The following is a 23543-nucleotide window of genomic DNA, read 5'->3' as shown; positions in this document are numbered from 1 at the left end:
CCGGGGCCGCGGGCTACTGGGCCACCGGGCCGTTGGTGAACCAGTGCTGGTTGGGCCTGTCGTTGCACGGCCACTGGATCACCGGCGTCCCGTCCGCCGGACTCCCGCCGTACAGGTCGAGCCAGAGGCCGCTGTTCACGTTCGGGTAGACGTGGGGGAAGCCGGTGCCCAGGGTCTCGTCGAGCCAGCCCTGGTTGGACCCGCCGTTACAGCTCCACTGGTCGATCGGGGTGCCCATGGTGGTGCTGTACCCGGGGACCTCCAGGCACTTGCCGCTGTGGACGTTGATGATCGTTGAGCCCGGTCCGCTCGTCCACTGCTGATTGGCCCCGCCGGTGCAGGTCCACTGGCGGACCGGGGCACCGTCGTCGGTGCGCCAGTCGGCCACCTCCAGACACTTGCCCGTGGCGACGTTGCTGATCCGGTACTGCCCGGCCTGGCTCGCCGAGGCCGACGGGGCGGCGAGTACGGTCGCGGCGGCGGTGGCGAGGCCGACGGCGGCGGCAACGAGCACGCGGCGGGCTGCGGCGGGCGGGACGGGTCTGTGGTGCCGGACACGTGACGACGTGGTCATGGATTCCCCCTGGGAGCGTGGTCATGGGACGACGTGCGTCGAAACCCTATTCGGTGACGTACCGGTTCCGGACGCGAACCGTGGTCACGGGTTCGCCTGGGAGGTGGCCATGGATGCCTGCCGTCGGATGTGTCCGATGGCAGGCTGACGGCGGGTGGGCGAGTGGTGCTGCTCTCCGGTGGCCGCCGGGCGGCCGGGGGATCAGCTGTACGGGTCCTTCTCGGGGTTGTAGTGCCAGAACTGGTTGGCGCCGGCGAGGTACTCCCACTGGATCACCGGGGTGCCGTCGGTCAGTGCGCCGCCGGCGACGTCGAGGACGAGGCCGCTGTGGGCGTTCACGATGCGGCGCGGGGTGCCGGGGTGGCTGGCGGGCGGGTCGCTCCACTGCTGGTTGGAGCCGCCGTTGCAGGTCCACTGGTCGGCCTGGGTGCCCCAGGCGGTGCTGTAGCCGGGGATCTCCAGGCACTTGCCGCTGTGCAGGTTGATCCAGCCGTTGGCGGTCTGGGTCCACTTCTGGTTGTCGCCGCCGGTGCAGGTCCAGATCCGGACCGGGGCGCCGTCGTCGGTGCGCCAGTCGGCGACCTCCAGGCAGAGGTCGTTCGTCCCGGCGTACATGCCGGTGCGGATCTCGGCAGGGCCGAAGTCGGTGGTGGTGGCGGGCGCTGCGGGCGCCGCCGGGGCGGTGAAGGCCACGGCGGCGGTGGCGAGGACGGTACTTGCGGCGACGAGCCGCGTGCGGCACAACATCGGTCGACCTCCGGTGGTGCGGTTCGGCGGTGGTGCGGTCCGGCGCGACCCGGCGAGGAAACCCGGCAGGCGTTGCCGGGAGTCCCGGGCCGCGGCGGCGTGTTCGACCGCCGAGAGTTCGAGGAGGTTGTGCGGAGCACCCGGATGGCGGAGAAAGTCGTGCGGGCAGTCGGCCGGGGGTCGGCGGTGCGGGCGGGGAACTCCTTCAGGAACTCGCCGTCATGTCCGATTCCACGGCGGTCGCGCTTCTGCCGGTGGAATGCCGTCCGGCCTGGCGCAGCGCCCCGGCGCTCAGCAGCAGGGCGAAGACGAGGGCAGTGACCAGTCCGAAGGAGACGGTCAGCGAGGTGGCCTCGGCGAGGGTGCCGATGACGGCCGGGGCGATCAGGCCGGAGGTGTAGGTGACGGTGGCGACGCCCGCGATGGCCTGGCTGGCGTTGGTGCCGATCCGGCCGGCGGCGGCGAAGGCGAGCGGGACGATGACGGCGATGCCGATGCCGATGAGGGCGAAGCCGGGGATGGCCAGCGCCGGGCTGTCGGCGGCGACCACCAGCAGGCCGCCGACGGTGGCGACGGCGCCGCCGATCCGGGTGGCGCGGACGGCGCCGAGGCGGCGGATCGCAGCGTCCCCGGCGAGGCGGCTGACCGCCATGGTGAGCGAGAAGGCGGTGTACGAGGCGGCGGCGACGGTGGCCGAGGCACCGGTGACGTCCCGCAGGTAGACGCCGCTCCAGTCCATCGAGGCGCCTTCGGCGAAGACCGCGCAGAAGCCGACCAGCCCGATCACCAGCGAGCTGCGCGGCGGCAGCGCGAACCTCGGCGGCTCCTCCGCGCCCTCGTGCGCCCGCAGGTCGGGCAGGCGGCGGCAGACCGGCTGGGCGAGGGCGAGCAGGACCAGTGCGGTGACGGCCAGCTGCAGCCGGGCGTCGAGGTCGAGGTGGGCGGCGAGGATGCCGAAGCCGGAGGCCAGCAGGCCGCCGGCGCTCCACATCCCGTGCAGGCCGGACATGATCGAGCGGCCGAGCCGCTCCTCGATCTCCACGCCCTGCGCGTTCATCGCGACGTCCGCCATGCCGGCCGTGGCCCCGTACGCCAGCAGTGCCACGCACAGCACCGGCAGCGAGGGGGCGAGCGCGGGCAGGGCGAGGGCCAGGCACCAGAGCGCGATCAGGCCGCGCACCGCCGCCCGGCCGCCGTAGCGGTGGACGAAGCGGCCGGCCAGCGGCATGGCGAGGGAGGAGCCGATGGCGGGCATGACCAGGGCCAGTCCGAGCTGTCCGGTGGACAGGTCGAGGTGGTCCTGGATCCACGGGATGCGGGTGACGAAGGTGCCGCTGACGGCGCCGTGCACGCCGAAGACCAGGGCGATGCTCGCCCGCGCCCGGCGCGGGGCGGCCAGGGGTTCCGGCCGTGGGTCCGGCGGGGGTGCGGTGGTGCGGTTCATCGGCGTTCCCTCCCGGTCGCGCGGTGCGGGGCGCGACAGTGCCCTGTGGGTGGCCTTGCTGACAGTCAAACGCAGGTGCAGCCGGCCGGTCGACGGTTCGATAAACTATCAGGAAGGGACCCTGATAGAAACACTCTGGAAGGATGAGTGGCCATGACCACCGCGCGTACGGCCACGCCGAGCACTGCCCGGGCGATCAACGACCGGCTGGCGCTCAACCTCCTGCTCGAGCAGGGCCCCCTGACCGCGACCGAGCTGCGCGACCTCACCGGCCTCTCCCGGCCGACCGTCGCCGACCTGCTCGAACGCCTCCAGCGCACCGGCCTGGTGGCGGTCGTCGGCGAACGCGGCGAACAGCGGCGCGGCCCCAACGCCCGGGTCTACGCACTGGTCGCCTCCCGGGCGCACATCGCCGCCTTCGACGTCCGCTCCGGCGGTGTCAGCCTGGTCGTCGCCGACCTTGCCGGCCACGCCCTCGCCACCGCCGAGATCCCGGTCGACGGCGACGGCGGGCCCGACACCGCCGCGGCGATCACCGCCACCCTGCTGGAGACCGCGCGCGGCGCCGGCGTCGAGCGGCTGCACACCGTCGCGGTCGGCGCCCCCGGACTGGTCGACCCCGCCACCGGGCGGCTGCAGAGCACCGGCAAGCTCCCCGCCTGGCACGCCGAACTCCTCGCCGCACTGGAGGAGTTGCCCGGCACCGAGGTGATCCTGGAGAACGAGGTCAACCTCGCCGGGCGGGCCGAGTACCGGGTCGGTGCCGCGCGCGACCGCGACACCTTCGTGCTGATGTGGCTCGGCCACAGCGTCGGCGCCGCCGTCATCCTGGACGGGCGGCTGCGCCGCGGCTTCTCCGGCGGCACCGGCGAGATCTGCTTCCTGCCCGTCCCCGGGACCGCCGGGCTGCCCAGCGCCGACAGCTGCGAAGGCGGCTTCCACGGCCTGGTCGGCAGCGCGGCGATCTGCGACCTGGCCCGCGCCCACGGGCTGCCCGCCGACCCGGCCGGGGACTCCTCCGCCGCCGAGGCCGTCGTCCGCACGGCGGTGGCGGCGCCGACGGCGGGCACGGGCCAGGCGGGCGAGGCAGGCGGGCGCTTCCTGGACGAGCTGGCCGCGCGGATCGCCCTCGGCGCGGCGAGCGTGTGCGTCGTGCTCGACCCCGGCTGCGTGGTGCTCGGCGGGGAGATCGGCCGGGCCGGCGGCGCCGAGCTGGCCGGCCGGGTCGAGCGGCGGCTGGCCCGGCTCTCCCCGCTGAGCACCGAGGTGCGGGCCGGTACGGCGGGCGGCGGCGCGGTGCTCGCCGGTGCGGTGCTGACCGCCGGGGACGCGGTGCGACGGGACCTCTTCGGCGAGCCGTAGCGGCCCCTGGCTTCGAGCGGTAGCAGCCCCTGACTTGCCCGTTGCCGTACCCGGTACGGCAGGATGGCGGACGGGGGCGTGTACCGCCACGACCCTTGTTCCTCGAACCACCGTCAGGAGTCGCTCATGGGCCAGCCCGAGGTGCCGGCGAACCCGTACCGCATCGGCGAGGCGGCGGCGCTGCTCGGCGTCAGCGCCGACACCATGCGGCGCTGGGTGGACGCCGGGCGGCTCGCGGCCGCGCGCGACGAGCACGGGCACCGGATCATCCCCGGCGCCGAGCTCGCCGCCTTCGCCCGCGAGCTGGCCCGGCCGGAGAACGCCGAGGCCGAGGGCCGCCCGTCCTCGGCCCGCAACCGCTTCCCGGGGATCGTCACCCACGTGGTGCTCGGCGACGTGGCCGCGCAGGTGGAGATCCAGGCCGGGCCGTTCCGGGTGGTGTCGCTGATCAGCCGGGAGTCGGCGGAGGAGCTGAACCTGGTGCCCGGCGCACCCGCCACGGCGGTCATCAAGTCCACCAATGTGATGATCGAGCGGCGCTGACGCCCCACCGACGAGTCCCGGACGTCGAACCGACCGAGAGGCCCGGATGCCACCCCCGCACCTGCCGACCACCCAGAGCGCCGTGCTCGCGATCCAGACCGTGGCGGACCGGCACGGCCGGACCGTCCGCGCCCGGCACGACATCGGCCGCGACCAGACCTTCGCCGGCCTGGTCGGGCCGCCCGGGCCAGTCGGGTCGGGCAGCTCCGGCGGCTCGGGCGGCTCGGGCGGCGAGTTCGACGGGATTCCGCACGAGGCGCTGCTGGAGTTCGACGGCCGCCCCCGTGTCGCCGTCCGGCTGTTCACCCACGACGAGGTCACGGTGACCGTCGAGGGCATCGCCTTCGACGTCGAGCGCGACCGCGTCCCGGGCTTCCTGGACGCGGTCTGGACCGACCTCGTGCACGTCAGGGCGCGCACCTTCCCGCCGTCCACCACGCTGATCGTCACCGTCCCCGGGGAGCCGAGTCACCGCGAGGACGTCGGCGTCCACAACCTCACCCCCTGGCTCGCGGAGAGGATCCGATGACCACCGACCGCAGCCCCCGGGTACTGGCCGTCGCCCACCGCGGCGACCCGTACCGCCACCGCGAGAACACCCTGCCCTCGATCGAATCCGCGCTGGCCGCCGGCGCCGACGCCGTCGAGGTGGACATCCGGCTCACCCGCGACAGGGTGCCCGTCCTCCTGCACGACCGCACCCTGGAACGGCTCTGGAACGACCCGCGGTCGATCGACCGGGTCACCACCGAGCAGCTGGAGGAGCTGCGGCACGGCCGGCTCGCCATCCCCACGCTCGCCGAGGCGATCAAGGCGGTGACCGCCACCGAGGGCCGCCGACTGCTGATCGACCTGGACGACCCCGGACCGGCCGCCGCCACCTGGTCCGTGGTCACCGGGCTCGGCGCCGAACGGCAGGTCGCCTTCTGCGGCCCGGTCACCGCCATGCTCGCGGTGCGCGAACTGACCCCCGACGCCGAGATCGCGCTCACCTGGAAACAGCCGCGGATGCCCGTCCGCACCCTGCTGGACGACCTGCGCCCGCGCTACCTCAACCCGCCGTTCGGCCTCGTCACCCCCGAGTTCGCCGCCGCCGCGACCGACGCCGGACTCGCCGTCTCCACCTGGACCGCCGACCTGCGCCGCACCATGCGCCGACTGCGGGACACCGGGGTCGCCTCCATCACCACCAACCGGATCGGCGTACTGCGCTCGGTGCTGGACGGCCGCCGGTGACCGAACCCGGGCAGGTGCTCGGCACCCGGGAGCTGGGCCGCGCCCTGCTGGCCCGTCAGCACCTGCTCGCCCGCACCGACCTGGAACCCGCCGCGATGGTCCACCACCTCGCCGGCCTCCAGGCCCAGGCCGCGCCCCAGCCGCCCTACCTCGGGCTGCTCGCCCGACTCGACGGCTTCACACCCGAGCCGCTGAGCACGCTGATCGAACAGCGGTCGGTGGTCCGGATCGCCCTCCAGCGCGGCACCATCCACCTGGTCACCGCCGACGACTGCCTGACGCTGCGCCCGCTGCTCCAGCCCGTCCTGGACCAGGGGCTGCGCACCACCTTCGGCAAGGGGCTCGCCGGGCTCGACCCGGACGCGCTCGCCGCCGAGGCCCGGGAGCTGGTCGAGGAGCAGCCGCGCACCTTCCAACAGCTGGGCGCGCTACTCGCCGCCGCCCGCCCGGACCGCGACCCGGCCGTGCTCGCCCAGGCGGCCCGCTGCCTGCTGCCGCTCGTCCAGGTGCCGCCGCGCGGCCTGTGGGGGCGCGGCGGCCCGGCCGCGCACACCACCGCCGAAGCCTGGCTCGGCCGCCCGCTCGACCCGGTGCCCGTGCTCGACGACCTCGTCCTGCGCTACCTCGCCGCGTTCGGCCCGGCCACCGCGGCCGACCTGAAGAAGTGGTCGGGCCGCACCGGACTCTCCCCGGTGCTGGCACGGCTCGCGCCGCGGCTGCTGACCTTCCGCGACGAGCAGGGCCGGCTGCTGTACGACCTGCCGGAGGCGCCCCGGCCGGACGCGGACACCCCGGCGCCGGTGCGGCTGGTCGCGCCGTTCGACAATCTGCTGCTGTCGCACGCGGACCGCACCCGGGTGCTGCCCGAGGAGTACCGGGGGCGGGTCATGACGCAGAACGGGATCGTGCTCGGGACGCTGCTGGTGGACGGGATGGTCGCCGGGTCCTGGCGGCTGACGGGTGAGCAGGAGGTCGTCGTGCAGCCGTTCGTGGCGCTGCGGCGGGCCGACCGGCAGGCGGCGCTGGCCGAGGCGGAGCGGGTGCTGGCCTTCGCGGGCGCGGGCGGTGCGGTTCTGATCGAGGACCCCGAATAGCGATACAACGGGCAGATCGTCACATTCTCTGCTGAGCTGGGTCGGTTCGGACCCAACGACGATCCCCGGCGGAGGTGGCCGTGTCCGTGGAGCGCCCGCCCGGCAGGCAGCCCGACCACCGCAGGCCGTACCTGATGCTGCCGCCGGCGCTGCGGCAGGCGGCGGCCTGGGCGATGGCGGTGATCCTGCTCATCGCGGTCGCCTCGCTGGTGGTCTTCGCGCTGGTCGAACTGCGGGCCGCCACCGTGCCGTTCGTCCTGGCGCTGCTCGGAGCCTCACTGCTCTACCCGGTGGTGCCCTGGCTGGTCGGGCGGGGCGTGAGTCGGGGCCTCGCCGCCGGGCTGACCTGCATGGTGCTGGTCGTGGCGGTCGGCGGGGTCCTCGCGCTGCTGGTCAACTCCCTGGTGCACAGTGCCCCGCAGATCGCCACCTCGCTGCCGCAGGCCGGGCACCGGCTGGCCGAGTGGCTCGGCCCGTTCGGGGAGAAGATCCAGCACGCCCTGAACAACGCCAAGGGCGAGACCAACTCGCTGGTCTCGACGCTGACGAACGGTGTGCTCTCCGGGCTCGGCCTGCTCACCCAACTGATCACTGGCGGGGTACTGGCGCTCGCCCTGGTCTTCTTCTTCCTCCGCGACGGCCACCGCACCGCCGACGCCATCCGCTCCTACCTGCCCGGACCCGGCGCCGAGACCGTGGTCGCCTGCGCCGAGCGGGCCTTCGACGCGATGGCCGGCTTCATGCGTGGCACCACCCTGATCGCCCTGATCGACGCGGGCTTCATCACCATCGGCCTGGTCGCCCTCGGCGTGCCCGGCGCCCCCGGCCTCGGCGCGCTGGTCTTCATGGGGGCCTACATCCCCTTCGTCGGCGCCTTCCTGTCCGGCACGGTCGCCGTCCTGGTCGCCCTCGCCGACGGGGGCCTCGGCACGGCCCTGTGGGCCCTCGGCGTGGTGCTCGCCGTGCAGATGATCGAGGGCAACATCCTCCAGCCCGTCATCCAGAGCCGGACCGTCGAGCTGCACCCGGCCACCATCATGGTCGCCGTGGTGGCCGGCTCCGGCATCGCGGGCATCATCGGCGCGCTGCTCGCCGTCCCGGTCTGCGCGGCGGCGACGGGTGTCATCTCGGTCCTGCGCGGCGTCCCGGGGCGGGCGGTCGGCGGGGCGTGAGAAGCCGGTTGCCAGGCCTGCGGGCCCTGTGTGAACATCACTAATGCGACGACAGTCGCGATAGTGCCGGGAGGGGTGCGGATGGAACTGTTCGAGGTGGCCGAAGCGGGGGCCGGGCCGTACGGGGTGGCCGTGGGGGCGGACGGGAGCGTCTGGTTCACGCTGGTGCATGCCGGGGAGATCGGGCGGTTGGCGGCGGACGGGGCGGTCCGGCGGTACGGGCTCGGTGCGCCCGGGTGCGGGCCGGCGGTGATCGCGGCCGGCCCCGACGGGGCGATGTGGTTCAGCCGGATGCGGGACCACCGGATCGGGCGGATCGACGGGGACGGGACGGCGGGCTCGTTCGCGCTGCCGGGCGAGAACGCCGGACCGTACGGGATCGCCGCCGGGCCGGACGGGGCGGTGTGGTTCACCGAGATGAACGCGAACCGGATCGGGCGGCTCACGCCGGACGGGGAGGTGACGGAGTACCCGCTGCCGGTCGCCGGGGCGTTTCCGTCGCTGATCACGGCCGGGCCGGACGGCGCCCTGTGGTGCACGCTCAACCAGGCGGACGCGGTGGCGAGGGTCGGTACGGACGGGCAGGTGACCGTCCACCGGCTGCCCACCGGGGGCACCGCACCGGTCGGGATCACCGCCGGGGCGGACGGCGCGCTCTGGTACGTCGGCATCGGCGGCGGGCTGGTCGGGCGGCTCACGGTGAACGGCGAGGTGACGGAGTACCCGCTGGCCGACCGGGCCGCCAAGCCGCACGCCATCGCGGCGGGGCCGGACGGCCGGCTCTGGTTCACCGAGTGGGGCGCGGGACGGATCGGGGTGCTCACCCCGGACGGGCGGCTGGACGGCCACCCGATCCCGGGCGAGGGCGCCGAGCCGCACGGCATCGCCGTCGCCCCGGACGGCACGGTGTACGCGGCGCTGGAGCGCGGCGAGATCCTCCGCCTGGCCCCGGCCCGGGGCTGAGGCCCGCACCCGCCTCAGCGGCGCAGCAGTTCCTCCAGGTCGGCGAGGAGGCCGAGGGCGGCGGCGCGGTCGGGGGCCGGCTGCGGGGCGGGGGCGCGGTCGGCGATCACCCGGAGGGCGGCGGCGGCCTGGCGGGCGAACATGGCCAGCAGGTCCAGTTCGGGCAGGCTCGCGCGGGCCTGCGGGGCCGGGTCCAGGACCTCCAGGACGCCGAGCACCCGGTTGCCGTGGGTGAGCGGCGCGGCCATCAGGGCATTCGGGACGTACGCGGTGGACTGGGCGAAGTCCCGGTCGAAGGTGCGGTTCGCGCCCAGGTCGTCGACCACCATCGGCTCGCCGGAGGCGGCGACCCAGCCGGCGATGCCCCGGCCGGCCGGGAAGCGGCGGCCGACCAGGGACTCCTCGCCGCGCCCCGAGACGGCCTGGAACACCAGCTCCCCGGCCGTCTCGTCGAGCAGGCAGACCGAGCCCGCCTGGGCGCCGAAGATCGCCCGGGCGACATCCACCACCGACTGCAGCAGCTCGCGGGCCAGCGGATCGACGGCGGGGTCAGTGCTGAGGGTCATCGGGCGCCTCCGGGGTGGGGGTGGTCGGGACCTGGACGTTGGCCGCGGTCAGGTAGAGCGCGCTCTTCAGCTGGAAGGTGGTCAGCCTCGGCCGCCGGGACAGGATGCGGGCGCAGAGCCCGGCCACGTACGGCGTGGCGAAGCTGTTGCCGGTGGTGCGGATGGTGGCGCCGCCGAGCCAGGGCACCCGGACGTTCTGGCCGGGGGCGAAGAACTCGACCGGCGGCGCCGGGTTGTACAGGTGCAGGGCCGGGTCGTCCTCCTGGTGGCTGCCCACCGAGATGACCGAGGAGAACCGCCAGGGGAAGCTCTCCACCGGGGTGTTGTGGGCGGAGGCGACGATCGCGGTGCGGGCGAAGAAGGCGTCGTCGGCGATCGCGTGCAGCTCCTCCAGGAAGCGGGTCCGGGTGGTGGAGAGGCTGAGGTTGACGACGTCGAAGCCCTGCCGGACGGCCCAGCGCAGTCCGGCGATCAGCATGTCGCCGGTGCCGGTGAAGCGCTCGCCGAGCACCCGGACGCTGTACAGCTCGCAGTCCGGGGCGGTGCGGCGGATGATGCCGGCGCAGGCGGTGCCGTGGCCGCAGGTGTCGCCGGCGGTGTCCGGGCGGACGGTCAGCTCCCGGGTGACCGGGTCCTTGACGACTGCCCAGGAGCCCTGCAGCGGGCCGACCAGCGGGTGGTCCGGCTCGACGCCGGAGTCGACCACACAGACCCGCACGCCCTTGCCGCTGGAGTTGCCGCCGTTGCCGCCGTCACTGCCGATGGTGTCGTCGGTGTCGTCGGTGAGGCGGTCGGCGAGCACCGGCAGGTCGGCGGGGGCGCGGTCGCGCAGGCTCCAGGTGAGGCCGGCCGGGCCGTTCACCGGGTGCCCCCGAGCCGCTCGGCCCGCCGGACGCCGGGCAGGTGGCCCTTGGCGGCGAACCGGTCCCGGGCGGTGGCGGCGGCCTCGGCGGCCTCGGCGGGGCGGTCGAGCAGCAGCAGGGCGTGCGCGCGGTCGAGCGCGGTGAGCGCCTGGAGCAGCAGCGACTCGGTGGCCTCGGCGGCGCGCAGGGCGGCCGCGGTGAGGTCCAGCGCCGGCTGGGCCTCGCCCCGGGCGGCGGCGAGCCGGCCGCGCAGCGCGTCCAGCTCGATGGCGAGCACCGGCGCCAGTGCGACGGTGGCGTCCGCGCCGTCCAGGTGGCGGGCGGCCTGGGCCGGGCGGTCGACGTCCAGCAGGACCCGGGCGGTGGCGAGGGCGAGGCGCGGCAGCGGGGCGGCGGTGCCCTGACGGCGGGCGATCTCGGCGGCGTCGGCCAGCAGGTCCAGGGCCTGGCCGGACTGGCCGGTGGCGGCCGCGGCCTGGGCGGTCAGCGCGGGCAGCGCGACCATCGCCTCGGCCAGCGACAGCTCCCCGGCCAGGCCGTTGGCCTCGGCGAGCAGCAGCTCGGCCTCCGCGGGGCGGTCGCGCAGGGCCAGCAGGACGGCCAGCGGGCCGTTCAGCGCGACCCGGACGGTCCGGCGGCCGGTGCCGTGCTCGGCGAGCAGGGCCCGCAGTCGGAAGGTGGCGTTCGGGACGGGCTCGGGGCCGGTCAGCAGCGCGGCGGCCAGCGCGGCCAGCACGGCGGCCCGGTCCAGCTCGGCGTCGGTGCGGCAGACCTGGTCGAGCGCCTGGTCCAGCAGCTGCCCGGCCTCGGTATGCCGGCCCGCCAGCAGGTGCTCCTCGGCCAGCCGCAACCGGGCGCGGGCCTGGCCGAGGTCGTCCCCGGTGCCGGTGAACAGCGGCAGCACGGCGCGGGCGGTGGCGGCGGGCTGGTCCTGGCCGGGCGGCAGGCCCCGGGCGGCCAGGGCGAGCCGGGCGTGTGCGGCGTCCAGCGGGTCGGCGGCCGCGTCGCGCACCTGGGCGAGGACGGGCAGCGCCTCGTCGGCGCGGCCGAGTGCGAGGCGGGCCTCGCCGAGGCGGCGCAGGACGGGGCCGGCGGCGCGCTCGTTCGGGTAGTGCAGCCGGACGGCCCGCTCCAGCAGGTCGGTGGCGGCGGGCAGGTCGGCGCGGGCCAGGGCGCCCGCCCCGGCGGCGCCGAGGGCGGCGGCCGCGCGGGTGCGCAGGGTGTCGGTGCGGGCGTCCAGCAGGCCGAGTTCCAGCCGGTAGCGGTGGGCGCGTTCCAGGTGGCCGCCGACGGCGGCGTCCCCGGCGGAACGGACGGCCGGCAGGTCGGCGGCGCGCTCGTGGCGCTCGGCGCGGGCCCGCTTGGACATCGACTGGTAGACCGACTCCTGGACCAGGCCGCTGCTGAACCGGTAGCCGGTGCCGGTCGGTTCGACCAGGCGGCGCTCGGCCAGCCGGGCCAGCGCGGCGTGCAGCCGGGGCGGGGTGCCGTCGCCGTCGGCCGGCGGGCCGACCGGCAGGCCGTCGATCGGGCCGGTGAAGACATCGTCCTCGGGGTCGGCGAAAGCGTCCTGGTCGGTGCCGCCGTGAGCGAGTTCGGCCAGCTCGGCGGCGGTGAACGCGCGTCCGAGCACGGCGGCGAGGTCCAGCGTGGCACGCTCGTCGCGCTCCAGCCCGTCGATCTGGGCACTGAGCAACGCCCGTCCGGCGGGGGGGAGTTCGTCGGCCAGAGCGGGCCCCTCGGCCTCGGTGAGGGCGGCCAGCAGCTCCTCCAGGTGGAGCGGGTTGCCCTCGGCGCGCTCCAGCAGCCGGGTGGGCACCGCCTCCTGGTGGGCACTCAGCTCGGTCAACTGGGCGGCCAGCAGCGCGGATTCGTCCCAGGACAGGCCGCCGACCGGCAGCGTCGGCACCTCCGGGCGGACGGCCGGGAGCTCGGGGCGGGCCAGGCACAGCAGCAGCACGGGGGCCGAACCGAGAGCGGCGGTCAGCCGCTCGGCGGCGTCCAGCAGCGCCGGACCGGCCCACTGGCAGTCGTCCAGGACGAGGACGGCGGGGCGCTCCACGGTACGTCCGCGCAGGATCGCGGCCAGCAGCTCCAGCGACTGCCCGGCGCCGACACCCGGCGCGGTCGCCTCGTCCAGCCGGGCCAGCGCCTCGGCCGGAGCGGCGCCCTCCGGCTCGTCCAGCAGGGTGCGGACGGCCTCGGCGAGCGGCGCCAGTACGCCCTGCTCGCCGAAACTGCGGCAGCGGGCGGTGCCGCAGCGCGCGGTACGCCGGCCCACCCGCTCGCGCCACTCGCGCACCAGACGGGTCTTGCCGATCCCGGCCTCGCCCGCCACCAGCAGCAGCTCGGCACCCGAGCCGCCTGCCACCCGGGCCAACGCGGCGTCCAGATCGGCCAGTTCACGCTCCCGGCCGACCAGCGGGACGTCGAAACGGCGCAGCAGCTCCGGGTCGTCCTCGTCCAGGCCGACCAGCCGGTAGGCGGTGACCGGCTCGGCCTTGCCCTTGAGCCGCAGCGGGCCGACCTCGTCCACCTGGGCGGCCGGGCCGGCCGCGCGCAGCGTCTGCGGGCCGATCAGCACCTGGCCGGGGGAGGCCTGGGTCTGCAGCCGGGCGGCGATGTTCACGGTCTCGCCGGAGATCAGCGCCTGACGCGCCGAGGCGTCCGAACCCGCCACCACCTGACCGGTGTTGACGCCGATCCGGACGTCCAGCCGGACCCCGAGGGTGGCGTCCAGCTCGGTGTTGAGATCCTCCAGGTCCTCCAGCATGGCGAGCGCGGCGGCCAGCGCCCGGTGGGCGTCGTCCTCGCGGATCACCGGGACGCCGAAGACGGCCATCACGGCGTCTCCGATGAACTTCTCCAGGGTGCCGCCGTGCGCCTCGATCTGTCGGTGCATCCGCTCGAAGTAGCGCAGGATTACCTCGCGCAGCGTCTCCGGATCGAGCGCGCCGGACAGGGCGGTGGAGTCGACCAGGTCGCAGAAGACCACCGTGACCAGCTTGCGCTCCTCGGCGACCAGGTCGAGGGCGGCGGCCCGCGGTGTGCCGCAGGATGGGCAGAACTGGTCGTTCGTGGCGACGAGTTGGGCGCAGAGTGGGCAGGGCATGGGGCCGTCCTTCGGTCGTCCTCCGCTGTGCGGGGCGTACGGGGCGCGGGCGATGCGGGTGTTCGCGGCCGTGCGAGGCGTTCGGGCGTGCGGCGTGTTCGGGCGTGCCGGGTCAGGGTTGCGGGGGCGGCTTCGAGCCCGGTTCGGGACCGCCTGGCGACCGGTATGGCCGCAGGCGGGGCGGGGTTCGGCGGGGCCGGCCGGGCTCTGTGGCGTGGGGCGGGCGCCGGCGGCGGCGTCCCGACCTGCGGGCATACCGGTGCCCAACCGGCTCCGAAGCCGGGCGCAGCCGGCCCCGCCCACCATGTGGTCGGCACGGCGGGCAGCCGCCCGTCGCCACCGTAACGGCTTACCTGTGGAAGGGAGTTCGACCATGGCTGAGAACATCGACCAGAACGTCGACCAGAACATCGGCGAGAACGGCGAGGAGACCCCGGAGGTCGAGGCGCACGCCGCCAACGTCCTGGACCTGCAGTCGATGAAGGTCCTCGCCGAGTCCTCGGACGGCAACTGCTTCAGCCTGATCAGCTACGTCGGCGGCGCCGAGACCTCCGCCTGACCGGCACCGGTCGCCGGCCGTAGCGCAAGGCTTCCGGGGCGGTCCCGTCGACACGGGGCCGCCCCGGCCCGATCTGCCACCACCCCCACCCCGGAGGACGGCCATGGAGCCCACCCCGCTCGCCCGCAACCGGGACTTCCGGCTGCTCTGGGTCGGCGGCCTGCTGGCCTCGCTCGGCTCCCAACTCGCTTCGATCGCCCTGCCGTTGCTGGTCCTGCGGGAGACCGGATCGGCCGCCCGGGCGGGCGCCATCGGCACCGTCTCGGTCGGCGCGCTGCTGCTCACCATGCTGCCCGGCGGTGTGCTCGCCGACCGGATCGAGCGGCGCCGGCTGATGCGGATCTGCGATGTCGGCAGCCTGCTCGCGGTCAGCGCCCTGGTCGTCGCCGTGCTGCGGGGGCACGCCCCGCTGGTGCTGGTCCTGCCGGTCGCCGCCGCCGGGGCATTGATCTCCAGCGTCTACGGGCCCTCCGCCGGCGCCCTGCTGCGCGCCGTGGTGCCGCGCGAGCAGGCCCGGGAGGCCTCCTCGCGGATGCAGGCGCGCGGCGCCGCGGCCCGGCTGATCGGACCGCTCGGCGGCGGCGCGCTGTTCGCCTGGCACCCGGTGCTGCCGTTCCTCGCCGAGGGCATCGGACTGCTGCTGTCCACGATCTGCGTGGCACTGATGCGGACCCGCTCGACGCCCGCCGAGAAGAGCGGATCGGTGTTCAGCAAGCAGGAGTTGACCGCCGGGCTGGCCTTCATCTGGCAGCAGCCCTACCTGCGGACCCTGCTGCTGATCTTCGGCCTCGGGATGAACTTCGCGTTCAGTGCGCTGATGTTCGCGACCCTGGCCGTCGCCTCCGACGGCGGGCACTCCGGGGTCGGCGGCGGCACGGTCGTCTCCTGCACCGCCGCCGGGGCCCTGGCGGGTGCGCTGCTCGCCCCCCGGCTCGGCGCCCGGGCACGCGACGGCAGCCTGGTGGCGCTCGCCTGCTGGGCGTCCGCGCTGACGGCCGGGGTGCTGACCGTGACCAGGGTGCCGCTGCTGATCGGGCTGCTCTGCGCGGCCTGCATGTGCCTGTCCACCGTCGCCAGCATCGGCTTCGTCTCCGGCATGCTGCTCGCCGCGCCGCCGGACCGGATCGGCCGGGTGCAGAGCGCCGCCGGCTTCCTGTCCACCCTGATCCAGCCGTTCGGCCCGCTGGTGGGCGGCATCCTGCTCGGCTCCCTCGGCGGCACCCGGACCTTCGGCCTGCTGGCGATCGCCATCGCGGTCTGCGCGGCCGTGGTCACCTGGGCGCCGCCGGTGCGGCGCGGGCCGGTGCCGATCCCCGCCGTCTGACCCATCCCCGGACCCCGTCCCCAGGCCCGCCCGGAACCGGAAGAGGAGGCGCGCCATGGCCGGCGCCCACGAGACCCAGCTGTACTGCCTCGCCGACCCGACGTACTACGACACCCCCGGGCGGCTGCGTGACCGGGCGAGCCGCTACCCGCTGGGGCTCGGTGAGCCGCTCGACGGCTGGCGGCGCGAGCAGCGCGCACTGTGGACGGTGCTGCGGCCCGACGGTGTCCGGCTGCCGGAGCAGGGCTGGAAGCTGCACGTGTCGGCGGTGGAGGGCGGCGCCGAGGGCACACTGGCCGTCGTCGCGCGGATCTGCCGCACGCACCGGGTGGCGTTCAAATTCCTGCGCAGCGCGGCGGCGTTGCGGGTGGCGAACGGCAAGTTCACCGGGCGCGGCAGCGGCGGCAAGTTCATCACCGTCTACCCGGGGTCAGATGAGCAATTCGCGCGGCTGGCAGCAGAGTTGGCGGAAGCTCTGGAGGGGCGCCCCGGGCCGTACGTGCTGACCGACCTGCGGATCGGCACCGCCCCGGTGTACGCGCGCTACGGCGCGTTCGTCGAACTGTGGTGCCAGGACGAGACCGGCCGGCCGGTGCCCGCGCTGCGCGACCCCGCCGGGGAACTGGTGCCGGACTCGCGGGAGCCGGTGTTCCGGCTCCCGGAGTGGGTCGAGCCGCCCGAGCTGCTGCGCCCGCACCTGGCCGCGCGGGACGCGGCCGCCGGGGACCTGCCGTACCGGATCCTCGAGGTGCTGCAGTTCTCCGGCGCCGGCGGGATCTACCTGGCCGAGCGCCCGGGCACCGGGGAGCGGGTGGTGCTGCGCGAGGCCCGCCCGTACGCCGGACTGGACACCGCCGGCGCGGACGCGCCGACCCGGCTGCGGCGCGAACAGTGGGCGCTGGAACGGCTGGCCGGGCTGGACTGCGTGCCACGGCTGCACGAGGTGCGGACGGTGTGGGAGCACACCTTCCTGGTGCAGGAGCACATCGAGGGCGTCCAGCTGTTCACCGAGGCGATCCGGCGCTACCCGCTGGTGCACCAGAACTGCACGGCCGAGCAGCGCGCCGAGTACGCGCAGTGGGTCGGCGGGGTGGTCGCCGCGCTGGAGAGGGCGCTCGGCGCGCTGCACGGGCGAGGCGTGCGGTTCGGGGACCTGCACCCGGCCAATGTGATGCTCCGGCCGGACGGTTCGGTGGTGCTGGTGGACTTCGAGTACGCGGCGGAGCTGGACGACCGGCGGGTGCCGACGGCCGGCGCGGCCGGGCTGCGGATCCCGCCGGGCCTCGACGGCGCCGAGGCGGACCGGTTCATGCTGTGGGCGACCTGGCTGATGCTGCTGATGCCGGTGCTGGAGCTGGCCGACCGCGACCCGGGGAAGCTCGCGGCGCTGGAACGGCGGGCGCGGGAGTGGTTCGGACTCGGGCCGGAGGAGGGGCCGGTGCGGCCAGGAACAGGAACAGGAACAGGGGCAGCGGCAGGGGCGCGGACGGCGTTGACGGCGTGCACGGAATCGGCGAGCGAGCGGCGGGGCCGCGAGCTGCTGGACGGCCCCTCCTGGACCCCGGCGCGGCGTGAGCTGATCGCGGGCATCCACGCGGGAGCCACCCCGGACCGGCCGGACCGGCTCTTCCCCGGGGACGTGGCCGGGTTCGCCGACGGCGGTACGGGCGTCGCCCACGGCGCCGCCGGGGTGCTGTACGCGCTGCACCGCGCGGGCGCCGACTGGCCGCAGGAGTACGCGGACTGGCTGGTCGCCGCGCTGCGCCGACGCGGAGCCCGGCCGGGCACGGCCGGGCTGTACGACGGCCCGCTCGGCGTCGCGGTCGTGCTGGCCCGGGTGGGGCGGCCGGAGGCGGCGCAGGAACTGGTCGCCCGGGCGCGCACGGCCCGTCCGGCGCGCCAGGCCGGCCTGTTCGGCGGCCGGGCCGGTGCCGCGCTCGCCCGGCTACGGCTGGCGGAGGCACTGGACAGCCGGCGGGAGGCGGCGGACGCGCTGGCCGACGCCTGCGAGCTGGCGGCGGTGGTCCGGGGCGAGACGGTGGACGGGCTGGACGCGCCCCCGGCGGCCGGGCTGCTGTACGGGCTGGCGGGCATCGCGCTGCTGCAGCTGCGGTTGTACCGCCGCACCGGTGAGCCGTGGCTGCTGGACTCGGCGCGCCTCGCGCTGGAACGGGCGACAGCGCAGTGCGTCCGGGTGCCGGACGGGTCGCTGCAGGTGCTGGAGGCCGGACGGCGGCTGGCGTACCTGGACCGGGGGAGCAGCGGGATCGCCCTGGTGCTGCGGGAGTACCTGGAGGCGGCCGAACTGCCCGGCGGGGAGGCGTTCCTGGCGGACGTCCGGAAGGTCTGCGCGCCCGGGTTCATCCGGGAGCCCGGGCTGTTCCGGGGGCGGGCCGGGCTGACGCTGGCGCTGGACCGGCTGGGCGGGACACCGGAGGCCGTGGCCGGGCAGGTGGCGCGGCTGCAGTGGCACCTGGTGGCACGGCCCGAGGGGCTGCTGGTGCCGGGGATGCGGCTGCGGCGCTTCTCGGCGGACCTGCACACGGGGGCGGCGGGCGTGCTGCTGGGGTTGTGGGGGCTGGAGGAGGAGCGCGGGGACATGCTGGACCTGCTGACGCTGGGGTGATCAGGATGCTGACGGTGCGTCAGGATGTGTTGTCCAGGGGTGCGGCCGCGCGCTCGCGGGCGTGCAGGTGGGTGAGCCGGGGGAGCGCGTAGAGGGCGGCGTGGGCGGTGACCTCGCCGACGGGGGAAGTGACCGCCCCGGTGTCGGTGAGCGACTCCAGGGTGCGCAGGGCCAGCCGCTCGGGGCGGCCGAGGGCGGCGGCGGCCTCCGGGAGGGTGAAGAGCAGGGACAGCGGCAGGGCGGCGAGCCGGGCGAGGGCGAGCCGGCCCTGGTCGGTGAGGTCACGCCAGCCGGAGTCGAGGCGGGCGCGGACGGTGACGTCCCCGGCGACCAGCTCGTCCAGGGCGCCCGCCGGATCCTCCAGCCGCGCCGCGTACTCGGCCGGCGGGAGGTGGCGCAGCACGGCCAGCCGGGTGCCCGCCACCCGGACGGCGAGCGGCAGCAGCCCGCAGGCGTCCACGATCCGGGCGGCCGCCGCACGGTCGGTGCCGATCCGGCCGGTGCCGACGATGCGGCCGAGCAGCTCCAAGGCCTCGGCGGGGGCCAGCGGCGGGACGGTGATCCGGTGCACCGAGGCCAGGCCGGCGAGCTGGCTGCGGGAGGTGACCAGGACGGCGCTCGGGCCGTGGCCCGGCAGCAGCTCACGGACCACGGACTCGCCCGGGGCGTCGTCCAGGATCAGCAGCATCCGGCGTCCGGCGAGCGAGGCGCGCCACAGGGCGGCGGCCTGGCCGGGGTCGGCCGGGGCGGGATCCACGGGGGCGGCGCCGGATCGGGTGGAGAGGGTGGAGAGGGCCGTCAGGGTGGCGAGTTCGGCGAGCACCTCGGGCAGCGGGCGCGGGGCGCCGTCGCCGGTGCGCAGCCGGACGAGCAGCCGGCCGTCCGGGAAACGGTCGGCGAGCAGATGGCCGGCGTGCACGGCGAGCGCGGTCTTGCCGCTGCCGGCCGGCCCGGAGAGCACCGTGACGCGTCCGCCGCCCTCGCCCAACTCGGCGATCAACTGCCGCAGTTCGACGCTCCTCCCGGTGAAGTCGGCGGTGTCGGCGGGCAGCAGGACGCCGTGCGGGGCGGCGCCGCGCTCCGGGCGGGCCGCAGCGGGCCCGCTCCGGCCACGGGCGAGCAGCTCCCGGTAGCGAGCGGTCAGGGCGGGGCTCGGCTCCAGGCCCAACTCGCGGGCGAGCAGCTGACGGTGGGTGTCGTACACGGCGAGCGCCTCGGCCTGTCGGCCGGAGAGGTGCAGCGCGTTCATCCGGGCCGCCTGGAGGCGCTCGCGCAGCGGGTGGCGCTCGGCGAGCTCGGCCAGCTCCTCGGCGACGGCGGCGGCGTTGCCCAGCTCCAACTCCGTTTCCGCCCAGTCCTCGTGAACACCCAGGCAGCGGGCCTCCAGCCGCCGGGCCTCCGCCTCGACGGCGGGCGAGGACCGCAGGTCGGCGAGCGGCGCGCCCTGCCACAGGTCGAGGGCCTGGCGCAGCAGCCGGGCGGCCGGCGCCAGCGCACCGCCGTCGGCGGCCGCCCGGCCGGCCCGGGCCAGGGCGCGGAACCGCAGGAGGTCGAGCTCGGGCTCGGCCGCCCGCAGCAGGTAGCCGCCGGCCGAGTGGACCAGCCGGTCGGGACCGTCCTCACGGCCGAGCAGTGTGCGCAGGGTGCAGATGTAGACCTGGAGGTTCTTCCGGGCAGTGCGCGGCGGCTCCTCGGGCCAGACCGCGTCGGTGAGCAGGTCGACCTGCACGGCCGTGTTGGCGCGGCTCAGCAGCACGGCCAGCACCAGCCGCTGCTTCAGCGGCCCGAGGGCCAGCGGGCGGCCGCCGGCCTCGCCGGCGAGTGGGCCGAGGACGGAGAAGCGCAGCCGGGCGGGGGTGGCGGTCTGGGCCAGGGGCATCGGCGTACCTCCGGGGCGAGGGCGGGGCGTGGCCATTCGGCGGTGCGAAGGCGCTTCGAGGGCGGTGCGATGGCGGTGCGAAGGCGCTTCGAGGGCGGTGCGATGGCGGTCCGTCGAAAGCGGCGATGGCGGTTCGTCGGTGCGCGCAGGCTACTTGACGGTCGATCGGCACTGAAGGGCACGGAATCGGGCGGGTTCGCGCACTCCGCCCTCACAGCTCGGGCGCCCGAGGATGGGATCGGTGGGTGGTTCCGTAGGGGTGTGCGGATGGCGTTCCGGCAGGCCGGGCGGGGTGCGGGGCGGCGGCGGGACCCGGGGCGCGGGTGGTGTGGGGGCGTTCGTCGGCCGGGTGTCCGGGGACGTCGGGACGGCGGCGTTCCGGTGGTTCTCGACCGGGCCTCCGCAGCCGGGCGAGCGCAGCCCGAGCGGATAGGGGTGTGGCCGGGAGCTCTCGGTCGGGAGCTCTCGGTCGGGAGGTCCCGGTCGGGGCCCGGGGCCGGGGCGGGTGTTGGGTAGGCGGGTGGGTAGGTGGTGGCAGAGCCGCCGAGCCCGACGCAATGGGGCCCTTCGGCCCTGGGACCCGGCCGCGCGGTGGGCGATGATGCCCTGGGCCCCGCTGGGAGTGGGCGGGGGTGACGAAGGTGGAGCCGCGCGATGGCGACCAAGGCCGAGGGCGCCGGGGCCCCGGCACCCGTACGGGTGTTCCTGCTGGACGACCACGAGGTGGTGCGCCGAGGCGTGCACGACCTGCTGGACGGTGAGCCGGACCTGGAGGTGGTCGGCGAGGCGGCGACCGCCGAGCAGGCGCTGGTCCGGGTGCCGGCGCTGCGGCCCGACGTCGCCGTGCTGGACGTCCGCCTGGGCGACGGGGACGGCGTCTCGGTCTGCCGCGAGCTGCGCTCCCGGTTGCCCGACCTCGCCTGCCTGATGCTCACCTCCTCCCACGGGGGCCTCACGGCCCGATCGGGGCCTCCCACGCCAGCCGGGCTCCGCCGTCCTCGCCCGGGCCGACGGTGAAGGACCCGCCGACCCGGGCGGCTCGCTCGGCGAGGTTGCGCAGGACACTGCGCCGTCCGCCCTCGGGCACGCCCACGCCGTCGTCCGTGACGGTCCGCACCACCCGCCCGGCGAGGGCGCGCAATGTCACCTCGACCCGGGAGGCGCGGGCATGCCGGGCGGCGTTCCTGAGTGCCTCGGCCAGGACGGCCACCACGTGCTCGGCCAGTTCCTGCGGCACGTCGGTGTCCAGCAGGCCCTCCATGCTCAGTCGGGGTGCGAAGCCGAGCGGTCCCTGCGCATCGGTGACCACCCGGGTAGCCCGGGCGCGCAGGCCGTGGTCGGGCTCGCTGTGGGCGCGCAGGCCGAAGAGGGTCGAGTGGATGATCTTGGTGGCCTCGTCCAGGTCCGCCACCGCCCGGGCGACCCGGTCCGCGGCCGCCGGACTCTCGATCAGCCGGCCCGCGCTCTGCAGCGTCATCCCGGTCGCGAACAGCCGCTGGATCGCCAGGTCGTGCAGGTCCCGGGCGATCCGGTCACGGTCCTCCAGCAGGTTCAACTGCTCGGCGTCGCGCCGCCGTTCGGCCAACTCCAGAGCGAGCGCGGCCTGGTCCGCGAAGCCCGGCAGCGGGCCGGTCTCCTCCGGCCCGAAAGCCGGCTGCCCCTGCGCCCGGGCCGGCAGCAGCACGCCCCGCCCGTACCCGGCGCCGGTGCCCAGCGGCACCGCCACCGCCGCACCCAGCCCGTTGAAGCGGCCCGCCGGGCCGGCCGGGAAGCGCGCGTCGCAGGCCGGCTCGTCACTGGCGACCGGCGAACCGGAGACGTACGCGGCGCCGGACAGCGTGCCGTCCACCGGCACCGTCACCCCCAGCCGCGCCGACGGGGTGCCGCCCAGCGCGACCTCCACGGTCAGCTCCTCGGCCCGCTCCCGCGGGCCGGCCAGCGCCACCGACACGTCAGCCGGCTCGGCGCCGGAGATCTCCCGGGCCCGCCGGGCGATCAGCTCGACCACCTCCAGGCGCGGCGCGCCCGACAGCAGGCTGCGGGTGATCTCGGTGCTCGCCCGCAGCCAGCGCTGGCGCTGCTGCGTCTCCTCGTACAGCCGGGCGTTGTCGATCGCCACCCCGGCCGCGACCGCCAGGGTGGCGATCACCGCCTCGTCGTCCTCGGCGAAGTCCAGCCCGCCGCGCTTGTCGGTCAGGTAGAGGTTGCCGAACACCTCGCCGTGCACCCGCACCGGCACCCCCCCAGGAAGGTGTGCATCGCCGGGTGGTTCGACGGGAAGCCCACCGAGGCCGCCGGCCCACCACCCCTGCCCCGGCCTCTGCTCCGGCCCGGCGCGGGCGCCGTCCGACCAGCGGGAATGTCCCGTTCACGGTAGTGCCCGGGTGTCGGCGGGGTGCACGGCGGGGTCGGTCGTAGGCTCCGTCGGGCGGGCCTTTCGTCCCGTGGCCGAGGGCCCTGCGGCCTCTGTCGTGGGGCCGGGCGCCGCTGCCAGGATGGGGAGGCGGACGGGGCGTCAGCGCGCGCCGTGTCCCGTGCCGAACCGCCGACTGACGACACCTGGAGGAACGTTCATGAGCGAGCGGAGCGAGTCGACGTCGACCGTGCTGGCCGGAGTCGACGGTTCGCAGCAGAGCACGGCCGCCGTGCACTGGGCCGCGGCGGAGGCGGTGCGCCGGGGCTCTTCGCTGCGGCTGGTGTACGCGTGGCCGTGGCTGACCGACGGGGTGTCCTCCTACGCCGAGCCCGACGACCTGCCCGACGCCGTCCAGCGGACCCTGGCCGAGGCGGCCGAGGAGATCCGCGGGCGCCACCCGGAGCTGGCCGTGGAGACCGACGCGGTGTTGGACGCGCCGGTCGACGGCCTGGTGGCCGCCGCCGCGGACGCCGACCTGCTGGTGCTCGGTTCGCGCGGCCTCGGTGGCTTCACCGGGCTGCTGCTCGGTTCGGTCAGCAGGTCGGCGGCCGGGCGCAGCCCGGTGCCGGTGGTCGTGGTGCGCGACGCCCAGGAGGGTGCGGAGGCGGCGGCGGAGGAGGTGGTGGTCGGCGTCGACGGGCACAGCCCGGCGGAGGAGGTGTCGGCCTTCGCCTTCCGCGAGGCCGCCCTGCGCGGTGCCCGGGTCCGGGCGGTGCACGGCTGGGACCTGCCGCCGCTGTTCGGCTACGCGGGCGGGGCTGTCCCGGAGGGTGAGGTCGCCCAGTTGGAGGCGCTGGAGGCGAAGCTGCTTTCGCTGGCCCTGGCCGGGCTGCGCGAGCAGTACCCGGACGTCGCGGTGGTCGAGGACGTCCGGCTGGGCGCGGCCCGCGCGCTGGTCGAGGCCTCGGCCGGGGCCGCGCTGGTCGTCGTCGGCCGACGCCACCGCCCGGCCGAGTTCGGCCCCCGGCTCGGCCGGGTCGCGCACGCGGTGCTGCATCACGCGGAGGCGCCGGTGGCGGTCGTCCCGCACGAGTGAGGCGACCACGGCGGGGCTCCCGGCCCC

The 23543-nt window shown here is 75.9% G+C and carries 19 protein-coding genes and 1 pseudogene; 12 read left to right on the top strand and 8 right to left on the bottom strand.

Features of this window, described 5'->3' with window-relative positions:
• Positions 1–13: 13 nt before the first annotated feature.
• The 3 genes from ACIBEC_RS16935 to ACIBEC_RS16925 all read right to left on the bottom strand — a co-directional run bounded on the left by ACIBEC_RS16935 (position 14) and on the right by ACIBEC_RS16925 (position 2765).
• Positions 14–574 carry an RICIN domain-containing protein gene (locus tag ACIBEC_RS16935; RefSeq protein WP_360502976.1) on the bottom strand — a complete coding sequence of 187 codons (561 nt, stop codon included), beginning with the start codon at positions 572–574 and terminating at the stop codon, positions 14–16.
• A 201-nt stretch (positions 575–775) separates the two neighbouring features.
• A complete protein-coding gene (locus ACIBEC_RS16930) occupies positions 776–1321 on the bottom strand; it encodes an RICIN domain-containing protein (protein ID WP_360502979.1) in 546 nt (181 codons plus the stop codon).
• Positions 1322–1526: 205 nt separating this feature from the next.
• On the bottom strand, positions 1527–2765 hold the full coding sequence (locus tag ACIBEC_RS16925; protein ID WP_360502981.1) for an MFS transporter: 1239 nt from the start codon (positions 2763–2765) through the stop codon (positions 1527–1529).
• A gap of 153 nt (positions 2766–2918) precedes the next feature.
• Between ACIBEC_RS16925 and ACIBEC_RS16920 the strand changes: the two genes are divergently transcribed.
• The 7 genes from ACIBEC_RS16920 to ACIBEC_RS16890 all read left to right on the top strand — a co-directional run bounded on the left by ACIBEC_RS16920 (position 2919) and on the right by ACIBEC_RS16890 (position 9135).
• Complete coding sequence (locus ACIBEC_RS16920) at positions 2919–4127, top strand: ROK family transcriptional regulator (protein ID WP_360502984.1); 1209 nt, start codon at positions 2919–2921, stop codon at positions 4125–4127.
• Between the two features lie 126 nt (positions 4128–4253).
• Entirely contained in the window at positions 4254–4670 is a 417-nt protein-coding gene (locus ACIBEC_RS16915; RefSeq protein WP_360502987.1) for a TOBE domain-containing protein, read from the top strand.
• Between the two features lie 46 nt (positions 4671–4716).
• Complete coding sequence (locus ACIBEC_RS16910; RefSeq protein WP_360502990.1) at positions 4717–5199, top strand: hypothetical protein; 483 nt, start codon at positions 4717–4719, stop codon at positions 5197–5199.
• Positions 5196–5906 carry a glycerophosphodiester phosphodiesterase gene (locus tag ACIBEC_RS16905; RefSeq protein WP_360502993.1) on the top strand — a complete coding sequence of 237 codons (711 nt, stop codon included), beginning with the start codon at positions 5196–5198 and terminating at the stop codon, positions 5904–5906. Before ACIBEC_RS16910 ends, ACIBEC_RS16905 begins: the two co-directional genes overlap by 4 nt.
• Positions 5903–7000 carry a winged helix DNA-binding domain-containing protein gene (locus ACIBEC_RS16900; protein ID WP_360502996.1) on the top strand — a complete coding sequence of 366 codons (1098 nt, stop codon included), beginning with the start codon at positions 5903–5905 and terminating at the stop codon, positions 6998–7000. Before ACIBEC_RS16905 ends, ACIBEC_RS16900 begins: the two co-directional genes overlap by 4 nt.
• Before the next feature lie 80 nt (positions 7001–7080).
• The gene (locus tag ACIBEC_RS16895) at positions 7081–8172 is read left to right on the top strand and encodes an AI-2E family transporter (protein WP_360502999.1); all 1092 of its coding nucleotides are present in this window, start codon (positions 7081–7083) and stop codon (positions 8170–8172) included.
• Between the two features lie 81 nt (positions 8173–8253).
• On the top strand, positions 8254–9135 hold the full coding sequence (locus ACIBEC_RS16890; protein WP_360503001.1) for a virginiamycin B lyase: 882 nt from the start codon (positions 8254–8256) through the stop codon (positions 9133–9135).
• Positions 9136–9149: 14 nt separating this feature from the next.
• On the opposite strand, the gene ACIBEC_RS16885 is transcribed toward ACIBEC_RS16890, so the two are convergent.
• From ACIBEC_RS16885 to ACIBEC_RS16875, 3 genes are read right to left on the bottom strand one after another with little or no spacing between them, the layout of a single operon-like run.
• On the bottom strand, positions 9150–9701 hold the full coding sequence (locus ACIBEC_RS16885; protein WP_360503003.1) for a GAF domain-containing protein: 552 nt from the start codon (positions 9699–9701) through the stop codon (positions 9150–9152).
• Complete coding sequence (locus tag ACIBEC_RS16880) at positions 9685–10563, bottom strand: S8 family serine peptidase (RefSeq protein ID WP_360503005.1); 879 nt, start codon at positions 10561–10563, stop codon at positions 9685–9687. The genes ACIBEC_RS16885 and ACIBEC_RS16880 overlap by 17 nt, the downstream gene beginning before the upstream one ends.
• Positions 10560–13676: an adenylate/guanylate cyclase domain-containing protein gene (locus ACIBEC_RS16875; RefSeq protein WP_360503008.1), complete on the bottom strand. Its 3117-nt coding sequence runs from the start codon at positions 13674–13676 to the stop codon at positions 10560–10562. The genes ACIBEC_RS16880 and ACIBEC_RS16875 overlap by 4 nt, the downstream gene beginning before the upstream one ends.
• A gap of 373 nt (positions 13677–14049) precedes the next feature.
• Here ACIBEC_RS16875 and ACIBEC_RS16870 point away from each other — a divergent pair, with 373 nt between their 5' ends.
• The 3 genes from ACIBEC_RS16870 to lanKC all read left to right on the top strand — a co-directional run bounded on the left by ACIBEC_RS16870 (position 14050) and on the right by lanKC (position 18185).
• On the top strand, positions 14050–14235 hold the full coding sequence (locus ACIBEC_RS16870; RefSeq protein ID WP_360503011.1) for a hypothetical protein: 186 nt from the start codon (positions 14050–14052) through the stop codon (positions 14233–14235).
• Positions 14236–14338: 103 nt separating this feature from the next.
• Positions 14339–15559, top strand: coding sequence for an MFS transporter (locus ACIBEC_RS16865; RefSeq protein ID WP_360503013.1), 1221 nt, complete (start codon positions 14339–14341; stop codon positions 15557–15559).
• Between the two features lie 55 nt (positions 15560–15614).
• Complete coding sequence (gene lanKC, locus ACIBEC_RS16860) at positions 15615–18185, top strand: class III lanthionine synthetase LanKC (RefSeq protein WP_360503016.1); 2571 nt, start codon at positions 15615–15617, stop codon at positions 18183–18185.
• Positions 18186–18204: 19 nt separating this feature from the next.
• Here the strand turns inward: lanKC and ACIBEC_RS16855 are convergent, their stop codons facing one another.
• The gene (locus ACIBEC_RS16855) at positions 18205–20064 is read right to left on the bottom strand and encodes a BTAD domain-containing putative transcriptional regulator (protein ID WP_360503019.1); all 1860 of its coding nucleotides are present in this window, start codon (positions 20062–20064) and stop codon (positions 18205–18207) included.
• 654 nt (positions 20065–20718) lie between these two features.
• On the opposite strand from ACIBEC_RS16855, the pseudogene ACIBEC_RS16850 reads away from it, so the two are divergent.
• Positions 20719–21003 (top strand): annotated as a pseudogene (locus ACIBEC_RS16850) (response regulator transcription factor); the annotation flags it as partial.
• Positions 21004–21016: 13 nt separating this feature from the next.
• On the opposite strand, the gene ACIBEC_RS16845 reads toward ACIBEC_RS16850, so the two are convergent.
• Positions 21017–22303 carry a histidine kinase gene (locus ACIBEC_RS16845; protein ID WP_360503022.1) on the bottom strand — a complete coding sequence of 429 codons (1287 nt, stop codon included), beginning with the start codon at positions 22301–22303 and terminating at the stop codon, positions 21017–21019.
• A gap of 334 nt (positions 22304–22637) precedes the next feature.
• Between ACIBEC_RS16845 and ACIBEC_RS16840 the strand changes: the two genes are divergently transcribed.
• Positions 22638–23516, top strand: a complete 879-nt coding sequence (locus tag ACIBEC_RS16840) for a universal stress protein (protein WP_360503025.1) — start codon at positions 22638–22640, stop codon at positions 23514–23516.
• Positions 23517–23543 lie beyond the last annotated feature (27 nt).

It is taken from the genome of Kitasatospora sp. NPDC051164 (assembly GCF_044455625.1).
Lineage (GTDB): Bacteria > Actinomycetota > Actinomycetes > Streptomycetales > Streptomycetaceae > Kitasatospora.
The sequence above is the reverse complement of the archived record's forward strand: the minus strand, read 5'-3'. Positions and strand labels throughout refer to the sequence as shown.

Coding starts and splice junctions, on each gene's coding strand:
- ACIBEC_RS16935 (WP_360502976.1), bottom strand. CDS start 574: ATGACCACGTCGTCACGTGTCCGGCACCACAGACCCGTCCCGCCCGCC.
- ACIBEC_RS16930 (WP_360502979.1), bottom strand. CDS start 1,321: ATGTTGTGCCGCACGCGGCTCGTCGCCGCAAGTACCGTCCTCGCCACC.
- ACIBEC_RS16925 (WP_360502981.1), bottom strand. CDS start 2,765: ATGAACCGCACCACCGCACCCCCGCCGGACCCACGGCCGGAACCCCTG.
- ACIBEC_RS16920 (WP_360502984.1), top strand. CDS start 2,919: ATGACCACCGCGCGTACGGCCACGCCGAGCACTGCCCGGGCGATCAAC.
- ACIBEC_RS16915 (WP_360502987.1), top strand. CDS start 4,254: ATGGGCCAGCCCGAGGTGCCGGCGAACCCGTACCGCATCGGCGAGGCG.
- ACIBEC_RS16910 (WP_360502990.1), top strand. CDS start 4,717: ATGCCACCCCCGCACCTGCCGACCACCCAGAGCGCCGTGCTCGCGATC.
- ACIBEC_RS16905 (WP_360502993.1), top strand. CDS start 5,196: ATGACCACCGACCGCAGCCCCCGGGTACTGGCCGTCGCCCACCGCGGC.
- ACIBEC_RS16890 (WP_360503001.1), top strand. CDS start 8,254: ATGGAACTGTTCGAGGTGGCCGAAGCGGGGGCCGGGCCGTACGGGGTG.
- ACIBEC_RS16885 (WP_360503003.1), bottom strand. CDS start 9,701: ATGACCCTCAGCACTGACCCCGCCGTCGATCCGCTGGCCCGCGAGCTG.
- ACIBEC_RS16875 (WP_360503008.1), bottom strand. CDS start 13,676: ATGCCCTGCCCACTCTGCGCCCAACTCGTCGCCACGAACGACCAGTTC.
- ACIBEC_RS16870 (WP_360503011.1), top strand. CDS start 14,050: ATGGCTGAGAACATCGACCAGAACGTCGACCAGAACATCGGCGAGAAC.
- ACIBEC_RS16865 (WP_360503013.1), top strand. CDS start 14,339: ATGGAGCCCACCCCGCTCGCCCGCAACCGGGACTTCCGGCTGCTCTGG.
- lanKC (WP_360503016.1), top strand. CDS start 15,615: ATGGCCGGCGCCCACGAGACCCAGCTGTACTGCCTCGCCGACCCGACG.
- ACIBEC_RS16855 (WP_360503019.1), bottom strand. CDS start 20,064: ATGCCCCTGGCCCAGACCGCCACCCCCGCCCGGCTGCGCTTCTCCGTC.
- ACIBEC_RS16840 (WP_360503025.1), top strand. CDS start 22,638: ATGAGCGAGCGGAGCGAGTCGACGTCGACCGTGCTGGCCGGAGTCGAC.